The 18,327-nt window shown below is 71.1% G+C and carries 12 protein-coding genes and 1 pseudogene; 9 read left to right on the forward strand and 4 right to left on the reverse strand.

The features are described from left to right. A pseudogene (locus tag ACFY3V_RS23665) lies at positions 1–840 on the forward strand (phospholipid carrier-dependent glycosyltransferase); the annotation flags it as partial. Here ACFY3V_RS23665 and ACFY3V_RS23670 read toward each other — a convergent pair. After that, positions 788–2,476 carry a hypothetical protein gene (locus ACFY3V_RS23670; RefSeq protein WP_389776260.1) on the reverse strand — a complete coding sequence of 563 codons (1,689 nt, stop codon included), beginning with the start codon at positions 2,474–2,476 and terminating at the stop codon, positions 788–790. The pseudogene ACFY3V_RS23665 and the gene ACFY3V_RS23670 sit on opposite strands and share 53 nt — an antisense overlap. A 194-nt stretch (positions 2,477–2,670) precedes the next feature. Between ACFY3V_RS23670 and ACFY3V_RS23675 the strand changes: the two genes are divergently transcribed. The 3 genes from ACFY3V_RS23675 (at position 2,671) to ACFY3V_RS23685 (ending at position 7,141) form a co-directional block, all read left to right on the forward strand. Continuing rightward, complete coding sequence (locus ACFY3V_RS23675) at positions 2,671–3,939, forward strand: glycosyltransferase (protein ID WP_350950205.1); 1,269 nt, start codon at positions 2,671–2,673, stop codon at positions 3,937–3,939. A gap of 248 nt (positions 3,940–4,187) precedes the next feature. Continuing rightward, on the forward strand, positions 4,188–5,969 hold the full coding sequence (metG, locus tag ACFY3V_RS23680; RefSeq protein ID WP_350950206.1) for a methionine--tRNA ligase: 1,782 nt from the start codon (positions 4,188–4,190) through the stop codon (positions 5,967–5,969). Between the two features lie 311 nt (positions 5,970–6,280). Next, on the forward strand, positions 6,281–7,141 hold the full coding sequence (locus ACFY3V_RS23685; RefSeq protein WP_362898782.1) for a TatD family hydrolase: 861 nt from the start codon (positions 6,281–6,283) through the stop codon (positions 7,139–7,141). Positions 7,142–7,357: 216 nt separating this feature from the next. Here ACFY3V_RS23685 and ACFY3V_RS23690 read toward each other — a convergent pair whose 3' ends face one another. Then, positions 7,358–8,779 carry an FG-GAP-like repeat-containing protein gene (locus ACFY3V_RS23690; protein WP_362898784.1) on the reverse strand — a complete coding sequence of 474 codons (1,422 nt, stop codon included), beginning with the start codon at positions 8,777–8,779 and terminating at the stop codon, positions 7,358–7,360. Then, positions 8,776–10,770, reverse strand: a complete 1,995-nt coding sequence (locus ACFY3V_RS23695; RefSeq protein WP_389776266.1) for a protein kinase — start codon at positions 10,768–10,770, stop codon at positions 8,776–8,778. The genes ACFY3V_RS23690 and ACFY3V_RS23695 overlap by 4 nt, the downstream gene beginning before the upstream one ends. A 225-nt stretch (positions 10,771–10,995) precedes the next feature. Between ACFY3V_RS23695 and rsmA the strand changes: the two genes are divergently transcribed. The 3 genes from rsmA (at position 10,996) to ACFY3V_RS23710 (ending at position 14,915) form a co-directional block, all read left to right on the forward strand. After that, a complete protein-coding gene (rsmA, locus tag ACFY3V_RS23700; RefSeq protein ID WP_362898788.1) occupies positions 10,996–11,880 on the forward strand; it encodes a 16S rRNA (adenine(1518)-N(6)/adenine(1519)-N(6))-dimethyltransferase RsmA in 885 nt (294 codons plus the stop codon). Positions 11,881–11,970: 90 nt separating this feature from the next. After that, entirely contained in the window at positions 11,971–12,873 is a 903-nt protein-coding gene (locus tag ACFY3V_RS23705) for a 4-(cytidine 5'-diphospho)-2-C-methyl-D-erythritol kinase (protein ID WP_362898790.1), read from the forward strand. Between the two features lie 230 nt (positions 12,874–13,103). Next, a complete protein-coding gene (locus ACFY3V_RS23710) occupies positions 13,104–14,915 on the forward strand; it encodes an ABC-F family ATP-binding cassette domain-containing protein (protein WP_362898792.1) in 1,812 nt (603 codons plus the stop codon). Between the two features lie 229 nt (positions 14,916–15,144). On the opposite strand, the gene ACFY3V_RS23715 is transcribed toward ACFY3V_RS23710, so the two are convergent. After that, entirely contained in the window at positions 15,145–15,633 is a 489-nt protein-coding gene (locus ACFY3V_RS23715) for a MarR family transcriptional regulator (protein ID WP_362899192.1), read from the reverse strand. A 272-nt stretch (positions 15,634–15,905) separates the two neighbouring features. Here ACFY3V_RS23715 and ACFY3V_RS23720 point away from each other — a divergent pair, with 272 nt between their 5' ends. Together ACFY3V_RS23720 and ACFY3V_RS23725 are read left to right on the forward strand one after the other, a co-directional pair. Continuing rightward, the gene (locus tag ACFY3V_RS23720) at positions 15,906–16,670 is read left to right on the forward strand and encodes a trans-aconitate 2-methyltransferase (RefSeq protein WP_389776271.1); all 765 of its coding nucleotides are present in this window, start codon (positions 15,906–15,908) and stop codon (positions 16,668–16,670) included. A gap of 131 nt (positions 16,671–16,801) precedes the next feature. Continuing rightward, positions 16,802–18,280 (forward strand): CYTH and CHAD domain-containing protein, encoded by a 1,479-nt coding sequence (locus tag ACFY3V_RS23725; protein WP_362898796.1) that lies wholly within the window; start codon positions 16,802–16,804, stop codon positions 18,278–18,280. Positions 18,281–18,327 lie beyond the last annotated feature (47 nt).

An 18,327-nucleotide genomic window follows, 5' to 3' on the forward strand; every position in this document is an offset into this window, starting at 1 on the left:
TCGGGCGTCTTCTTCCTCATCGCCTTCGCGATCATGTCACTGCTGTGGGACGCCGGAGCCCGCCGAGCCATCGGCCTGCGCAGACCGTACGCCGGAGCGCTGAACCGGGATCTGACCGGCGTCGTGCTGGTGATGGGCCTGCTGCCCGCGGTCACCTACGTCGTCTCGTGGGCGGGCTGGTTCGCCTCCCCGCTGGGCTGGGGCCGCAACTGGGTCCAGGCGACCTCGCACGGGCCGGCCTTCTTCGTCTTCGACTCGCTGCGCTCCTGGCTGAGCTACCACTTCCAGGTGCTCGGCTTTCACACCGGCCTGGCGACCCCGCACAACTACGAATCCGACCCCTGGACCTGGCCGCTGCTGCTACGCCCCGTGGCGTTCCACTATCCGCCGGACAAGACCGGATGCGGCGCCGACAGCTGCGCCGAGGCGGTGCTCGGGGTGGGCACCCCGGTCATCTGGTACGGGGGCCTGGTCGCCCTCATCGCCATGATCGCCTGGTACGTCGCCACCCGCGACTGGCGGGCCGGAGCCGTGCTCGTCGGCTACGCCGCCGGCTGGCTCCCCTGGTTCTACTGGGCGATCGCCGACGGCCGGACCATGTATCTCTTCTACATGATCCCGATGGTCCCCTTCATGATCCTCGCGCTCACCCTGGCCGCCGGGCTGATCATCGGAAAGGCGGACGCCGCGCCCAACCGCAGGGCGGTGGGGGCCGCGGTCGTCGGGGCCTTCACGCTCCTCGCGCTGATCAACTTCGGATGGCTCTACCCGGTGCTCAGCGCCGAGCTCATTTCGCACTCCCAGTGGTGGACGCGGATGCTGTTCCGGAGCTGGGTGTGACGGGATCAGGTGTGACGGGACCGGGCAACGCGGCGGGATCGGGGATGATCGTGACCGGGCCGCCCGTGCCGAGACCGCTCTCGGCCGGGTCGCCTGTGACACCGTTCGCGACACCGCCTGTGACACCGCCGCCCGTGGTGGCGTCGCCCAGGGCATCCGATGCGGCGCCGGATGTGACGCCGTCGGGGGTGACGCCGTCAGGGGTGACGCTGCCGGGGGCGACGGCGGCGGGCGCGGCGGTGACGGGTCCCGAGAACCCGTGGCGCAGCGAGATCGCCGCCGCCATGCACGCCAGCGGAACCGCGGGCAACAGGTAGCGGTAGTCGAACTCGGCCGTCGCCGCCGGTGCCAGGATGAGGCCGAGCGAGGCGAGCCACGGCAGCAGCACCGGCCCGCCCAGCTTCCGCCAGCGCACCGCCACCCCGACCAGTCCGACCAGGAGCAGCCCGCCGAGCACGATGCCCGGCAGCCGGACGACCCGCTGGTACGCCTGCAGGAAACCGGCCCACGGATCGGTGACATCGGTGCCGATCACGCGCAGCTTGCCCTGGATCTGCGCGGTCCGCAGGCCCGGATCGTACTTCTGCGCGTCGGTGTCGGTGCTGCCCCGGTACGACGACCAGGCGGGAAGGATCTTGTTCTCCGGCAGGAACTCGTACTGCCGGTAGGTGTTGAAGTCGGGGAAACGCGGCCGGCCCCAGTGGAAGGCGCGGAAGAAGTCACCGGCCACCAGGCTGAGATAGTCGAGCGGCTGGGACAGGATGGCCCGCTGGGCGAACGCGCCCGCGGTCTTGTTCGTCTCGGGAGTGAACGTGCTGCCCACCCCGAAGGCGTGGAAGCGCTGACCGTTCTGCGCCCACCAGAGGTATTTCTGGCCGGAGAAGCCGCGCTGGCCCGGCGGCGCGCTGATGCACAGCAGCGCCAGCTCCAGCTCCTCGCGAGGATCGACCTTCATTTTCCGGCAGTCGGCGAACAGCGCCGTCCGCATGTAGAGAATCGCGCCGTCGCTGTTGGTCATCGCGAAGTTGCCGTGCGCGGACGCGAACCAGGCCATGTATCCGGTCACGGGGAGCGCGCACGCGACCACCATGGCCGCGATCGTCTTCCAGGCCGTGCGCTTCACCATCAGGTAGATCACGACCAGCACGAGGATCGGCAGGCCGATCGACCGGGTGAGCGCGGTGAGGGCGAGCAGCAGCCCGACCACCGCACCGAGCCGCCAGGACATCCGCCGGTGCCAGAGCACCAGCGTGATCACACCCACGACGAGCAGCATGAACATCGCGTCGGACATGATCAGGTGTTCGAGCTGGATCTGGTACGCGTCGAACAGCACCGGCACCGCGGCGAGCGTCGCCCCCCAGCCGGGCAGCCCGAACCTCACCCGCAGCAGGGAGTAGATCAGCACCGCGACGCCCAGGCCCATCAGGTGCTGGACGAAGGCCACCAGCGCGAAACTCTGCAGCGGCCGCATCAACAGGAGCAGAAAGGAGTAACCGTTCGGCCTCAGGGCACTGGGACGGTCGGGGTTCACCGCCCCGGAGACATACTCGTAGGAGTCGTTGAACCACTGGGCGGGGCCGTACCCGAGCATGGTGACCACACGCAGCACGAACGCCAGCGCCAGGGCGGCCACGAAGACACGATGCCGATAGAGAAACGCCCATAGGCGAGCGACCCGGTCGGGCGGAGGCACGTCCGGGCTAGGGCGGTCGGCGACGGTCACCATGCACTACAGGATGCCAGTCGTTTCAGGGAGTTGACCCGGGCAGGGGACTGCAGAGGGCATCATGGTGAGATTGGCCTGTGCCGTGAGTGAAGGGTTGAGACGTGGAACTGACCGTGGTCATGCCTTGCTTGAACGAGGCGGAGACCGTGGAGACCTGCGTACGCAAGGCGCTCGCCTGCATGCGGGAGCACGGAATCGACGGGGAAGTCCTGATCGCCGACAACGGCAGCACGGACGGCTCACAGCAACTCGCCCGGGAGGCCGGGGCCCGCGTCGTGCACGTCGACGCGAAGGGGTACGGCAACGCGCTGATGGGGGGGATCCGCGCGGCGCGCGGTCGCTACGTCATCATGGGCGACGCCGACGACTCCTACGACTTCACCGCCCTGCTGCCGTTCGTCGAGCAGCTCCGTGACGGTGCCGACCTGGTGATGGGCAACCGCTTCAAGGGCGGTATCGCGCCGGGCGCCATGCCCCCGCTGCACCGCTACCTGGGCAACCCGGTGCTCTCCTTCATCGGCCGGCTGTTCTTCCCCAGCGCGATCGGCGACTTCCACTGCGGCCTGCGCGGCTTCCGGCGCGACTCCATCCTCAAGCTCGGCCTGCAGACCGGCGGCATGGAGTTCGCCAGCGAGATGGTGGTCCGCTCGACGCTTTCCGGGCTGGACGTGCGCGAGGTGCCCACCACGCTGTCGCCCGACGGCCGCTCCCGCCCGCCGCACCTGCGCTCCTGGCGCGACGGCTGGCGCCACCTGCGCTTCCTGCTGCTCTACAGCCCGCGCTGGCTGTTCTTCATCCCCGGCCTGGTCATGATGACGATCGGCCTGGTCGCGGGCGCCGCCCTCACCTTCGGCCCCGTCTACATCGGCAAGCTCGCCTTCGACGTCGACACCCTGGTCGGCGCCTCGGCCATGGTGGTGATCGGCTTCCAGGCGTCCCTGTTCGCCCTGTTCACCAAGGTGTACGCGGCGGAGGAGGGCTTCCTTCCCGAAGACAGGAGGGTGCGCAAGCTCGTCGACATCGTGAGCCTGGAGAAGGGCCTGATCGTCGGCGGCCTGCTCGCCCTGGGGGGTCTGGGCGGCCTGGTCGCCTCACTGGTCCACTGGCAGACGCGCAGCTTCGGCCCGCTGATCCCCTCGGAGTCGCTGCGCATCGTCGTGCCCTCGGCCACCGCGCTGATCGTGAGCTTCCAGACGATCTTCGCGTCGCTGTTCATCAGCATCCTGGGCATCCGCCGTACGAGGGAGACGCCCATCGACGTGGCCGCCTCCGCCGCCGAGGAGGCCGCCGAGGCCGTCAGCCGCGCCGCCGCGGGCGAACCGACCACCCCGGCCGAGGGTGCCACCCCGGTGTCGCCGCGGCTGCCCTGAGCCGAACCGGCCGACGCCTCCGCTGAGGGCCGGCCGCGCCGGTGCCGCCGTGGCCGTCCTGGACGCCACGGCGGCCCGGGAGAACGGCCGTCCCGGACGTCATGGCGGTTCGGGAGAGCGGCTGCCTTGAACGTCACGGCGGTTCGGGAGAGCGCGGGCTCCGCGGCGGCGGCGACTTCGGGAAAGCGGAGGCCTCCAAGAGGCATGACGGCACCAAGGACCGCGGCCGCGTCCCTTAGGCTTGCACCATGTCCCAGCACATCCTGACCGCGGTCGCCTGGCCCTATGCCAACGGCCCCCGCCACATCGGGCACGTCTCCGGATTCGGCGTGCCGTCCGACGTCTTCAGCCGCTACCAGCGGATGGCGGGCAACAAGGTCCTCATGGTGAGCGGGACCGACGAGCACGGCACCCCGATCCAGGTTCAGGCCGACAAGGAGGGCCTCACCGCCCGCGAGCTCGCCGACCGCTACAACAGGGTGATCGTCGAGGACCTCCAGGCGCTGGGGCTCTCCTACGACCTGTTCACCCGGACCACCACGGAAAACCACTACGCGGTCACCCAGCAGATCTTCAAGGGACTCCACGACAACGGCTATATCTTCCCCCAGACCACGATGGGCGCCATCTCGCCCTCCACCGGGCGCACCCTGCCCGACCGCTACATCGAGGGCACCTGCCCGATCTGCGGTTACGAGAGCGCCCGTGGCGACCAGTGCGACAACTGCGGCAACCAGCTCGACCCGATCCAGCTGATCAACCCGGTGAGCAAGGTCAACGGTGAGACGCCGGACTTCGTGGAGACCGAGCACTTCATGCTCGACCTTCCCGCGTTCGCCGAGGTCCTGGCGTCGTGGCTGCGCTCCAAGGAGGGCGACTGGCGGCCCAACGTGCTGAAGTTCGCCCTCAACATGCTCGGCGACATGCAGCCCCGCGCGATCAGCCGCGACCTCGACTGGGGCGTGCCGATCCCGCTGGAGGGGTGGAGCGACCAGACCAACAAGCGGCTCTACGTCTGGTTCGACGCGGTGATCGGCTATCTCAGCGCGTCCATCGAGTGGGCCCGCCGCTCCGGCGACCCCGACGCCTGGCGCCGGTGGTGGCAGGACCCCGAGGCCCTGAGTTACTACTTCATGGGCAAGGACAACATCGTCTTCCACGCGGAGATCTGGCCGGCGATGCTGCTCGGCTACAACGGCCGGGGTGCCCGCGACGGCGAGCCGGGCGCGCTCGGCGCGCTGAACCTCCCCTCCGAGGTCGTCTCCAGCGAGTTCCTCACGATGGAGGGGCGCAAGTTCTCCTCCTCCCGTCAGGTGGTCATCTACGTTCGCGACTTCCTGGAGCGCTACGACGCCGACGCGCTGCGCTACTACATTGCTGTGGCGGGCCCGGAGAACCAGGACACCGACTTCACCTGGTCGGAGTTCCTCAACCGCAACAACGGCGAGCTGGTGGCGGCCTGGGGCAACCTGGTGAACCGCTCGATCTCGATGGCCGCCAAGAACTTCGGGGTCATCCCCGAGGCGGGCGATCTCACCGACGCCGACCGCGCCATGCTGGAGCGCAGCCGCGAGGCCTTCCCGAAGGTCGCCGTCGAGTTCCAGCACTGCCGCTTCAAGAACGCGACGAACGAGGCGTTCGAGGTCATCCGCGAGGCCAACCGATACCTGGCCGAACAGGAGCCCTGGAAGATCAAGGACAACCCCGAGCGGGTGAAGACCATCCTGCACGTCGCCCTGCAGGTCGTGGACGACGCCAAGACGCTGCTCACCCCGGTCCTGCCCAACTCCTCCAACAAGATCTACGCGATGCTCGGCGGCACCGGGGTCTGGTCGGGAATGCCGGAGATCCACGAGGTCACCGACGACGACGGCCGGACCTACCCGATCATCACCGGCTCCTACGAGGGCGCCGCGCGCTGGGAGTCGTCCCCGATCCGGGTGGGCTCCCCGCTCGCCCCGCCGACCCCGCTCTTCGTCAAGCTCGACCCGAAGATCGTCGAAGAGGAGCTGGCCCGCCTGGGCGAGTAGGACGGGTCCCGCGGTTCCTGGGAAACGTGTGGTTCGCCGGACGTCCCGCGGCTTGTCGGGGCGTTCTGTGACCCCTGTGAAGCGTGTGACCCTCAGGACGTCCGGCGGTCGGTTGTGAAGCGCGTGGTTCGCCGGACGTCCACGGCCCGCGCCCGGTTCCGGGCGCGGGCCGTCGCCTCGGGGTGGACGAGGGCCGTACGGTACGGGCAGCGGCGGCCCCTGCCGGTGCGAGGCCGCCTCCGGGGGGACGAGGGCCGTACGGGCCGCTCGGTGGGCGCGGGCCGTGCCCGCTTCTCGGTAGGTTGGACGCCGTGAGCACGCCGAGCCTTCCCGCCGCGCCCAAGCCCCTGCCAGCAGAGGTGTTCGACAGCCACTGCCACCTGGACATCATGGTGGGCAACCGCCAGGCGTCCTCCGGTGACCCGGTGGCCCAGGCCGCGCAGGCGGCTCGGGCGAGCGTCGAGGGCATCCTCGACGAGGCCCGCGCCGTCGGCGTGACGCGGCTCGTCACCATCGGCTACGACCTGCCGTCCTCGCGCTGGAACGCCGAGACGGCCGCCCTCCACGCGGACGTCTACGCCGGGGTGGCCATCCACCCCAACGAGGCGCACGCCTCGACGCCGGAGACCCTCGCCGAGATCGAGCGGCTGGCCCGCCTGCCGCACGTCAGGGCGGTGGGGGAGACCGGGCTCGACTACTACCGAGACTGGGCGTCAAAGGAGGACCAGCACGCCAGCTTCCGCGCGCACATCGAGATCGCCAAGCGGACCGGCAAGGCCCTGGTGATCCACGATCGCGAGGCCCACGACGACGTGCTGCGGGTGCTGGCCGAGGAGGGCGCTCCCGAGGTCGTGGTGTTCCACAGCTTCTCCGGTGACGCCGGGATGGCGAAGCAGTGCGTCGATGCCGGATATTTCATGTCTTTTTCCGGTCCGGTGACCTACAAGAACGCGGCCTACCTCCGTGAGGCCGCGCGGGTCGCACCGCGAGAGCTGATCCTCGTCGAGACCGACGCGCCCTATCTGCCGCCCACCCCTCACCGGGGCAAACCCAACGCTCCCTACCTCATACCGCTCACGCTGCGCTGCCTCGCCGAGGTGAAGGGGGCCGACCTCGCCGAGCTGGCCACCGCCGTCAGCGCCAACGGGGAGACCGTCTTCGGCTCCTGGTGACCAAGGCTCGGACCCCGCCGACAGCGGGTCCGGAACCTGCCCTTTCCCGGCCCGGGGCTTGTGCTCTTCCTCGCGGGTCCGGAACCCGTCCGTTCCCAGCTGAGGGCGGGTCCGGGACCCGTCCGCACCGGGTCCTCACGGGCCCCGAGCCCGTTCCTCCCGGCCGCCGGAGCCGGGCCCGAGCTTCCGGCTCGCGGGGTGTCCGAGCCGGGAGTCTCAGCCCACGGAGGCGCCGAAGTCGACGGAGGCGGCACCTTCGAGGGCCGGAATCCCGCCGGTGCCCGGCGAGAGCGGGACTCCCTCGGTGTCGTTGCGGCCCAGCAGGACGACCGCTCCCGCGCCTCCCCTGTCGGGCGCTCCCGCGACCAGCCTGTTTCCGCTGAACCCGACCGACCAGCCGAAGTGGTCACCCGCCCCGTTCTGGGTGATCAGCCTGCCTGGCCCCTGTTCGCCCATCGTGATCAGACGCACGCCGCCCTGGCCGTCGGCGTCGAAGGGTACGCCGACCGCGAGCCTGACCTCCCCTCCGCCTCCCTCGCCGGTGAACGCGAGCGAGAATCCGTAGCCCTCGCCCGGAGCCCCTTCCGAACCCTGGTGAAGGGTGGCGAGAGGGGTGATCGCCTGGGTGCCCGATGACTGGAACAGCTGGACGAGGCCGGAGTTCTTCACCGCCCCGCCGTCGCCGAGCGGTGCGCTCACGGCGAGGTAGCCGACGTCGTCCCGCTCGGCGTAGGCCATCGCGTAGCCGAACCGGTCGCCCGTCTCGGACCTGGCCACCTCACGAAGGTCCCACTTCCTGCTCCCGTACTCGTCCTTGGGCTCCCGCACGTCGTAGATCACCGTGATCGACCCCGAGTCGCGTTTACCCGCGTCGACCTGGCGGCCCGCCCCGTCGTCGTTCTCGTACGGCACCCCGACCGCGAGATCCGGCTCGTCCAGGGCGCCGCCGAGCCTGCCGATCGCGAGTGACCAGCCGAACATGTCGCCGACCTCGCCGTTGCCCGTCACGCCCTCGGTCTCCTGGGAGATCCGCCGGCCCGTACCGAGCGTCGCGGTGTCGAAGAGGTAGACCGCGCCGGAGTCGGCCGTACCGTCGGCGTCCTCGTGCGGGGCCCCGACCGCCACCATCGTCCCGCCGGAGGTGAGGGACCAGCCGAAGTGGGCGTCGGCCTCGGGCTTGGGAGCGACCAGGCGGACCGTCCTGCCCCCTGGGCCGCCGTACACCACGTAGACCGCGCCCGCGTCCTCGACGCCCGCCACGTCCGCGTACGGGGCGCCGACGAGCAGGTCCGCGCAGCCGTCACCGTCGATCTTGGCCAGCCGCACCGACCACCCGAAGCCGTCTCCGGCCTTCGTCTCGGGGACGGTCACGACCTTCCCGCTCTCTCCCCGGCCGAAGAGCACGTGGGCGGCCCCCGCCCCGGCCAGCCCGCCGGGGTTGGCGAACGGATCGCCGACCGCCACGTCCTCCAGGCCGTCGCCGTTGAAGTCGCTCACGCCCGCTCCGGCGCAGTCGGCGGGCGAGGCGGCGGCGGATCCGGTCGCGAGGATCCCGCCGGGCGCGGTGAGCGCCTCGGCGGCCCCGGTGGAGGCGAGCGCGATCGCGGCCGTCGCCGCGAAGGGGAGCAGCAGTCTCACGACAACCTCACCTCGATGTTCCTGCCTCCCTTGATCACCACACCGGTCAGCTTCGCGGGCTTGCGGGCCGGTGGCAGGTCGAAGACGAGGACGCCGTCCACTTTCGCCCCGGGGGCCAGGGCGGCGGGCACGGCCGTCGACGTCTCCTCGGAGGTGTGCGTCGCGCCGCGATCGTCGACCAGCGTGACCGGGGTGCCGTCGAGCTGCACAGACTCCCCACCGGTGTTGATCAGTGTGAACGGGATCGTGCAGAACCGGCCGCGCGCCGGGGTGGCGCCCCGGTACGAGGTGAGCCCGCAGGTCGGGGTCCGCGGGATGATCAGCTGCGGGTCCTCGATGAGGGAGCCGGTCGTGATCATGCGGCCCACGTCGGTGTCGCCGGTGCCTGCGAGGTCACCGGTCTCACCGGTGGCGCCCTGCGACGCCTGCCCCGCGCCGTTGGTCGCGTTTCCCCCACCGGTGTTCAGCAGGACGACGACCGTGACGGCGAGCGCCGCGAGCACGGCCAGTCCGGCGAACAACCAGCGCCGCCGGGGGGCCGCCCGCCCGGTGTCCGGCTCGCCCGATTCCGGTGGGGGCTGGAAGCCGGTGGAGGGCGACGGCGGCGACGAGGGCAGGGCGACGGCGGGTGCCTGCCCCGGCGTCCGGTCCGGTGCGGCGCCCGGTTCCGGCCCGGACGGCCGGGCCTGAAGCGGGCTGGTGAACGGGGGCGACGGCGATGTCGTGGACTCGGTCCGCATGGGGTACGGGAGCGGATTCGACTCCGGTGCCGTCCGGGAGTCCGGTGACGCGGTCGCCGCCGTGCGGGGCGCCGGTGTCGTCCGGGACCCGGGGGCCGGCGGTGTCGTGGACGGACCGGCCGCGGTGAACGGACCGGACGCCGAGGCTCCCGGTCCCTCCGGGGGCGCCGAGGGGAAAGCCGCGCCGGGGGCGGACGGGGTCGATCCCGGGAACGGGTCCGCGGGACGCCGGGCGGGAATCGGGCCGGGGATGGGAGTCGGTGCCGTCGCCGGGTCGGCGAACCCCGTCCCCAGGTTCAGCGCGCTGAGGGTCTGGGTGGAGTCGGGTTCCACGTTGGAAGGCGGCTCCCACGACTCGTTCAGCAGGTCGGTCGCGATCAGCGTGGGCGGGTCGGCCCGCACGGGCGCGGGAGCGGACGGTGCCGCGATCCCGCCGCCGACCAGGGCGATCAGCAGGTCCTGGGCGCTGGGCCGCTGGTAGGGGTCCATCTCGGTCGCGCGGCGGACCAGGTCGTTCAGCGGGGCGGGAAGCGCGCCCAGGTCGGGTGGGGTGGTGAGCAGCCGGGTCGCCATGGTCATCATGTCGCCCCGCCCGTAGGGGTGGCGGCCGTTGCCCGCGTACGCGACCATGCAGCCCCAGGCGAAGACGTCGGCGGCCGGGGTGATCTCCAGGCCGCGCACCTGCTCGGGGGCCCACCAGCCGGGGCTGCCGAGCACCTCGCCCGAGCGGGTGAAGCTGTGCGTGGAGTCGAGGGCTCTGGCGATGCCGAAGTCGATCACGCGGGGTCCCGACATGGACAGGATCACGTTGGCGGGCTTGAGGTCCCGGTGTACCAGACCGGCGACGTGGATCGCGGCCAGAGCGGCCGCCACCCCCAGGGCCACGCCGTGCAGGGTTCCCTGCTCCAGGGCGCCGTGCTCGATGATCTGGCGGGACAGTGGCGTGCCCGCGATGTACTCGGTGACCATGTAGGGGCGGCCGTCGTCGTCGTTGCCGTTGTCCAGCACCTGCGCGGTGCAGAACGAGGCCACCCTGCGGGCGTTCTCGACCTCCGTGTGAAACCTCGCCGCGAAGCCGTCCTCGATCGCGAACTCCGCCTTCACCACCTTGAGCGCGACCGGCCGTCCCGTCGGTGCCAGCGCCAGATACACGGTTCCCATCCCGCCCTCGCCGAGACGTCCGAGCAGGCGGTAACTCCCGATCCGCTCGGGGTCGGCGGGGCGCAGCCCTTCGACACCGGGCTGGTTCACGTCCTCTTCACCGGGCAGGTTCCCTCTCTCACCGTCGGGCCCCCGTACGGCAACGTTATCCACAACGGAACCTCTCGCGCTTCATCGAACGTCCTCGCATCGCCTTCTGTGCGGGAAACTGGTCGGATGGCATGGGAGAACAACCTTGAGTAATCGCGGCGAACGAGCCAAAGACCCCAGCGGGCCGATGGGTGCCGGCCGTGAGCGGGCGTACGGGGAACCAGCATGAACCTTCTCGGCCCAGCGGAAATACGTATTTTGGCGAACAAGCTCAATATTCGTCCCACGAAGAAGCTCGGCCAGAACTTCGTGATCGACGGGGGCACGGTCCGCAAGATCGTGCGGGTGGCCGGGCTTGAGCCGGACGACGTCGTCATCGAGGTCGGTCCGGGGCTGGGATCGCTCACGCTCGCGCTGCTTCCCGAGGTCCGCCGCGTGATCGCCGTGGAGATCGACCCCGTCCTCGCGGCTCAGCTGCCGCTCACCGTCGCCGAGCACACCCCCGAGCTCGCCGACCGCCTCACCGTGGTGCTCGCCGACGCCATGCGCGTCCTGCCCGCGGACCTTCCCGCGGAGAGGCCGACCGCGCTGGTGGCGAACCTCCCCTACAACGTGTCCGTGCCGGTGGTGCTGCACCTGCTGGAGACGCAGCCGTCGCTGAGCAAGGTCCTGATCATGGTGCAGGCCGAGGTCGCCGACCGGCTCGCCGCCGCCCCCGGTTCCAAGGTGTACGGCATCCCCTCGGTCAAGGCCGCCTGGTACGCCGACGTCCGCCGGGCGGGTCCCGTCGGCCGCACGGTCTTCTGGCCGGTCCCCAACGTCGACTCCGGCCTGGTCGCGATGGTCAGGCGGGAGCCGCCCACGACCGTGGCGACCCGCGAGGAGGTCTTCGCGGTGGTGGACGCCGCCTTCGCCCAGCGCCGCAAGACCCTGCGCGCCGCCCTCGCCTCGTGGGCGGGTACGGCCTCCGCCGCCGAGCGGGCGCTGCGGGCCGCGGGGATCGACCCCTCGGAACGCGGCGAGCAGCTCACCGTCGAGGACTTCGCGCGGATCGCCGAGCACCGTACGAAGGAAAGCGGACAGGAAGGCGGGGTGGAGAGCGGTGCGTGACGTGATTCGCCGGTCCGTTCGTGTGCACCGCGCAGGGAGCCCGTTACCATCTGACGTCGTGACCAGTGAGCGAGCTCTTGAGGGGGGCACATGGACTCCGTGACCGTCCGCGTGCCCGCGAAGGTCAACCTGCAGCTCGCCGTGGGGCCGCTGCGGGATGACGGCTACCACGACCTCGTCAACGTCTTCCACGCCGTCTCGATCTTCGACGAGGTCACGGCCACCGCGAAGGTGGGGATGAGCGTCCGGGTGGAGGGCGAGTCCGCCGACCAGGTGCCCGAGGACGGCGAGAACCTCGCGATCAAGGCCGCCCTCGCGCTGGCCGGGCACGCGGGCCGCTCGTACGGCGTGAACCTGCTCATCCGCAAGTCGATCCCGGTGGCGGGCGGCATGGCGGGCGGCAGCGCCGACGCAGCGGCGGCCCTGGTCGCCTGCAACGAGCTGTGGGGCCTCGGCCTGCCGCTCGAGGATCTGATGGAGATCGCCGCCGACATCGGCAGCGACGTCCCGTTCGCGCTGCTCGGCGGTACGGCCGTCGGCACCGGCAGGGGCGAGCGGCTCACCCCGCTGAAGGTCGAGGGCGACTTCCACTGGGTGTTCGCGCTCGCCGACGGCGGCCTGTCCACGGCCACGGTCTACGCCGAGTGCGACCGCCTCCGCGAGGCGACCGGCGAGCGGGTCGCCTGGCCCCGGGCCGCCGAGCCGCTGCTCGCCGCGCTCCGTGAGGGGGACGCGGAGACCCTCGGCGCGGAGCTCCGCAACGACCTGCAGCCCGCCGCCGTGATGCTGCGCGGATCCCTGGCCCGCACCCTGGAGGCCGGCCGCGAGCACGGCGCCCTCGGCTCGCTGGTCTCCGGTTCGGGGCCCACCTGCGCCTTCCTGGCCCGTTCCGAGTCCCACGCGGGTGAGCTGGCCGCCTCCCTGAAGGACGCCGGGGTGGCGCGCGACGTCATCACCGCCCACGGCCCCGTCCCGGGCCCCGTGATCGTGTAACCGCCCCCGGTCACCGAGGCGGCGTGACCGTCGAGGAAGGCGGCGCGACAGCCGAGGGCAGCCGAGGGCAGCCGAGGGCAGGGTCCGCCTCTCGGCGACGGTCGCGCGGGCGGGAGCCGTCTGACGCCGACGACGCCGCCGTCACCGTGGCCTACGCGACGGCCGTGCGGGCGGGAGCCGTTTTCCCCGCGGGGGTCGCGCCGGCTGGGAGCGGATACGCTTGTCTGGCGATGAATCTGGTCAATCTTGAGTCGGTCTCCCACTCCTACGGTCCCAAGCCCCTGCTCAGCGACGTCTCCCTCGGCATCGAGGTGGGCGACCGCATCGGCGTGGTCGGCCGCAACGGTGGCGGCAAGACCACCCTCATCTCGGTGATAGCCGGCGATCTCAAGCCGAACAGCGGACGGGTCACCCACAACCGAGGGCTCCAGGTGGGGTCGCTGTCGCAGGGCGACGACCTCGACCCGGCGCGCTCGGTGAGCGAGATCGTCCTGGGCGACAGGTCCGAGCACGAGTGGGCGGGTGACGCGGGCATCCGCGAGATCCTCGCCAATCTGCTCGGCGACATCGACCTGACGGCGCCCGCGGGCAGCCTGTCGGGCGGTGAGCGGCGCCGTACGGCCCTGGCCAAGCTGCTCATCGACGAGCACGACCTGATCATCCTGGACGAGCCCACCAACCACCTCGACATCGAGGCGATCGACTGGCTCGCCAGGCACCTGGCGGGCCGCAGGACCGCGCTGGTGGTGGTGACCCACGACCGGTGGTTCCTGGACGCGGTCTCCACCAGGACGTGGGAGGTCGTGGACGGCGCGGTCGAACGCTACGAGGGCGGTTACGCCGCGTACGTGCTGGCCAAGGCCGAGCGCGCCCGGATCGCCGCCTCCGCCGAGGCCCGTCGCCAGAACCTGATGCGCAAGGAGATCGCCTGGCTCCGCCGGGGCCCGCCCGCGCGCACCTCAAAGCCCAAGTTCCGCATCGACGCCGCCCAGGCGCTGATCGCCGACGAGCCTCCCGCCAGGGAGAGCGTCGAGCTGGTCAAGTTCGCCGCCGCCCGGCTGGGCCGTACGGTCTACGACCTTGAGGACGTCACCCTGCACGCCGGAGGCCCCGGCCAGGGCCCGATGGTCCTCGACCACACGACCTGGCAGTTCGGTCCCGGCGACCGGATCGGTCTGATCGGCGTGAACGGGTCGGGCAAGTCGTCGCTGCTCCGCCTGCTCGCCGGCACCGTGCACCCCGACTCGGGCAGGCTCGTACGCGGCAAGACGGTCCGCCTGGCGCACCTGTCGCAGGAGCTGGGCGAGCTCGACCCCGCGCGCAGGGTGCTGGAGACCGTCGAGGAGGTCCGCAAGTTCATCCAGGTCGGCAAGAAGGAGTGGACCGCCTCCCAGCTGCTTGAGCGCCTCGGCTTCAAGGGCGACGCGCAGTGGAAGGTCGTCGGCGACCTGTCCGGTGGCGAGCGCCGCCGCCTGCAGCTGCTCCGCCTCCTCATGGACGACCCCAACGTGCTGCTGCTGGACGAGCCGACCAACGACCTCGACATCGAGACGCTCAACGAGCTGGAGGACCTGCTCGACGGCTGGCCGGGCACGCTGATCCTGGTCAGCCACGACCGCTACTTCCTGGAGCGGGTCACCGACAGGACCGTCGCCCTGCTCGGCGACCACAAGCTCTCGATGCTCCCCGGCGGCGTGGACGAATACCTGGCCCGCCGGGCCTCGGGGGCGGCCCTGTCCGCGCGGGCGGCCTCCGGCGCGGTGTCGGGTACGGCCTCGGCGACCTCGTCCACCGGCGCGAAGGAGACGGCTCCCGGCCTGTCGGCGAAGGACGAGCGCGACCTCCGCAAGGAGCTCTCCAGGATGGAGCGCCAGCTCGACAAGCTGAGTGGCCGCGAGGCGAAGCTGCACGCGTCCATGGCCGACGCCGCCGCCGACTACGAGCGGCTCGCCTCGCTCGACGCGCAGCTCAAGGAGATCCTCGCGGAGAAGGAGTCGATCGAGGGCGAGTGGCTGGAGCTCGCCGACCGCCTGGGCGATTAGGCGCGCTCCTCGCCACGGGGTGGGGCGGATCGCCTGATCAGGCATGTCGCCGCTCCGACGGGGTGGGGCGGTCGTGTCCTCGGCGGGGCCGGCCGCCCGGGTGATCGGGCGTGGTTCCGGATCCGATGAGACGGGGGCTCGGCTGTCCGGATGGTCGGGCGTGGGTCTCCGGATCCGTCCAGGAATGCGGAAGGCCCAGGTTTGGATCTTCACCGGAGGGCATGAACTGTCAACGCACTCCGGTGTCGGTGGTGTCGAAGGGGATGAGTAGCGTGCGCAGCAGGTCCGCGAGGGCCTGCTGTTCGCGTTTTCCCAGGCTCGACAGGAGATCGCGCTCGCGGCGCAGCAGGTCGGCGAAGGCTCCGTCCACCCGCGTCCGTCCGGCGTCGGTCAGGGAGACCAGGACGCCGCGCCGGTCCTCGGGGTCGGGGCGCCGCTTGACCAGCCCGGCCGCGGCCAGGCGGTCGATCCGGTTGGTCATCGTCCCCGACGTCACCAGCGTCGCGCGGAGCAGGGCTCCCGGACTCATCTCGTACGGCTCCCCGGCCCGGCGCAGGGCGGTGAGCACGTCGAACTCCCAGGTCTCCAGGTCGTGCTCCGCGAAGGAGGCCCGGCGGGCGCGGTCGAGGTGGCGGGCGAGCCGGGAGACCCGGCTGAGCACCTGAAGCGGTTCCACGTCGAGGTCGGGGCGTTCCTGGCGCCAGGCGGCGACCAGCAGGTCGACCTCGTCCTTCTCGGGATCCTGACCGAGGTCTCGGTCAAGGTTTCGGCCGGAGTCCGGGGTGGGATCCTGGCCGAGGTCCTTGTAGGGATCCCGAACGAGGTTCCTGTCGGGGTCCTGGTCGGGATCCCCGGCGGCCGCGTCGGCCGCGACGGTCTTGTCCTTCGCGGCGGAGGGACGCCCGGAGCCGTGGTCCGAGTGGTGCTGGGTCATGGCGCGAGTCTATCTGTCTTGACATCGAGATATCTTGCCGGATATCACTTGTCTTGATGTCAAGAGATATGTGGGATCCCCTGGTCTACGGTCGCTACGCCGACGAGCGCTCGCGACCGTTCTTCGATCTTGTTTCCAGGATAGCCGTGGAGCGCCCCGGTTACGTGGTCGACGCGGGCTGCGGCACCGGTGAGCTCACCGCCGAGCTCGCCAGGCGGTGGCCGGACGCCCGCGTCCACGGGTTCGACTCCTCGCCCGCCATGATCGAGAAGGCCCCCGCGGGCGGTTCGCTGAGCTTCTCCGTCGACGACGTCACGACGTGGCGCCCCGAGCGCCCGGTCGACGTGATCGTGTCCAACGCCGTCCTGCAGTGGGTGCCTGAGCACCGCGAACTGCTGCCGCGCTGGGTGGAGGCCCTCGCCCCCGGCGGCCGGCTCGCCTTCCAGGTCCCCGGCAACTTCGACGCCCCCAGCCACACCCTGATCCGCGAGCTGTGCCGCACCACGTGGCGCGACCGGCTGGGCGACCTGGCCAGGCCCTCCCCGGTCGACGACCCGGCCGCCTACCTCGGCCTGCTCACCGGCCTCGGCTGCCGGGTGGACGCCTGGGAGACCACCTACCTGCACGTCCTGCCCGGTGACGACGCCGTGCTCACCTGGATCACCGGCACCGCCCTGCGCCCCATGCTCGACCGTCTGTATCCCGCCGAGGCCGCCGCCTTCCTCGCCGACTGCGCCGCCGCCCTCCGCGAGGCCTACCCGCCCGAGCCGTACGGCACGGTCTTCCCCTTCCGCCGGATCTTCGCGGTCGCTCAGAAGTGATCGTTGGAATGTAGCCCGGACAGCGGTGGCGTCCTGGTCACGGCACTGGCCGGGGTTCCTGGACGGATAACAGGGCATCAATAAATACTGCGAAGAGACGGTAGATATCTGGGCAAATCTGGGGATGACCTGTGGGAATAGAGATCGAGGACAAGTTCGACGTGCCGGTGGACTACCGGCTGCCGGACCTTACCGGCCTGCCGGGTTCGACAGGGGTGGTGGGGCCGAAAACCCACCAGCTGGTCGCCCTCTACTTCGACACGCCCGATCTGAGGCTCGCCGCGCGGGGGATCACCCTGCGCAGGCGCAGGGGCGGCACCGATCCCGGCTGGCACCTCAAACTTCCCAAGGCCAAGGGCGTCCGGCAGGAGATCACCCACCCGCTGACCCGGAGCGCCAAGATCGTCCCGGCCGAGCTGGCGGACCTCGTGCTCGCCTACACCCGGGGCGCCCCGCTCGCGCCCATCGCCGAGCTGGACACCCGCCGCTCCGTCACCACCCTGGTCAACGGTGCCGGGGTGGGGCTGGTCGAGATCGCCGACGACCGGGTCAAGGGCACCGTGTTCGGTGACGAACCCCACGTCGAGCGCTGGCGCGAGGTGGAGGCGGAGCTGCTCCAGGGGGAGGAGAAGCTCCTGAAGAAGGTCGGCAAGCGGCTGGGCAAGGCCGGGGCCGTCCCCGCCGACTCGGCGAGCAAGCTCGCGCGCCTGCTCGGCGGCGCCGGAGCGGTCTCGGAGCATCCGCGCGCCGAGACCGCTCCCGGGTCGGCGGGCGAGGTCGTCCTCGACTACCTCACCTCCCAGGTCGGCGCGCTGCTCGCCCAGGACCCCCGGGTCAGGAAGGCGGAGGAGGACGCCGTACACCAGATGCGCGTCGCCGCCCGGCGGCTCCGCAGCGCGCTGAAGTCGTTCAAGACGGTCGTCGAGGGGACCGACGACCTCAGGAAGGAGCTCAAGTGGCTCGGCGCGGTCCTCGGTGAGGCACGTGATCTGGAGGTCATCCGTGAGCGGTTCGCGCGTCGGCTCGACAGCCTGGACGACGCGCTGATCGTGGGCCCGGTGCGGGCGAGGCTCAGCTCCGACCTGCTGGACGACGAGCACGAGGCCCTCGACCGGATCAGGGACATCATGGGCGGGGAGCGCTACTTCGCCCTGCTCGACGCCCTCGACGACCTGACAGGCACCCCGGTGCTCACCAAGGCCGCGAAGAAGCCCGCCGACACCCTGGAGGTCGTCGCCGCCAAGAGCTGGCGCCGGGTCACCAGGATCTACGACACCGCCCAGGCCGTCGAGGACGAGTCCGAGCGCGAGGTCGCGATGCACGAGGTGCGCAAGGCGGCCAAACGGGCCCGCTACACCGCCGAGGTGATCGGCATGAGGAAGCTGGCCAAGCGGGCGGAGGACGTCCAGGAGGTGCTGGGCAACCACATGGACGGCGTCGTCGCGCAGGAGCGGCTCGCGGCCGAGGCCGGAAACGCCCGCCTGGTCGGGGAGGACACGTTCACCTACGGCGTGCTGACCGGCGTGGAGCGGGCCGCGGCCGCGCGCGCGTGGGAGGAGTTCCCCCGGATCTGGGAGAAGACCAGGGTCGCCGTCGCGAAAATCCTCTGAAGGGACGGCCGAACGGGGACGACCCCACCCGGCGTCTCGGTCACGGC

Origin of the sequence: Streptosporangium sp. NPDC000095 (genome assembly GCF_042899335.1) — a bacterium.
Taxonomy (GTDB): Bacteria; Actinomycetota; Actinomycetes; order Streptosporangiales; family Streptosporangiaceae; genus Streptosporangium.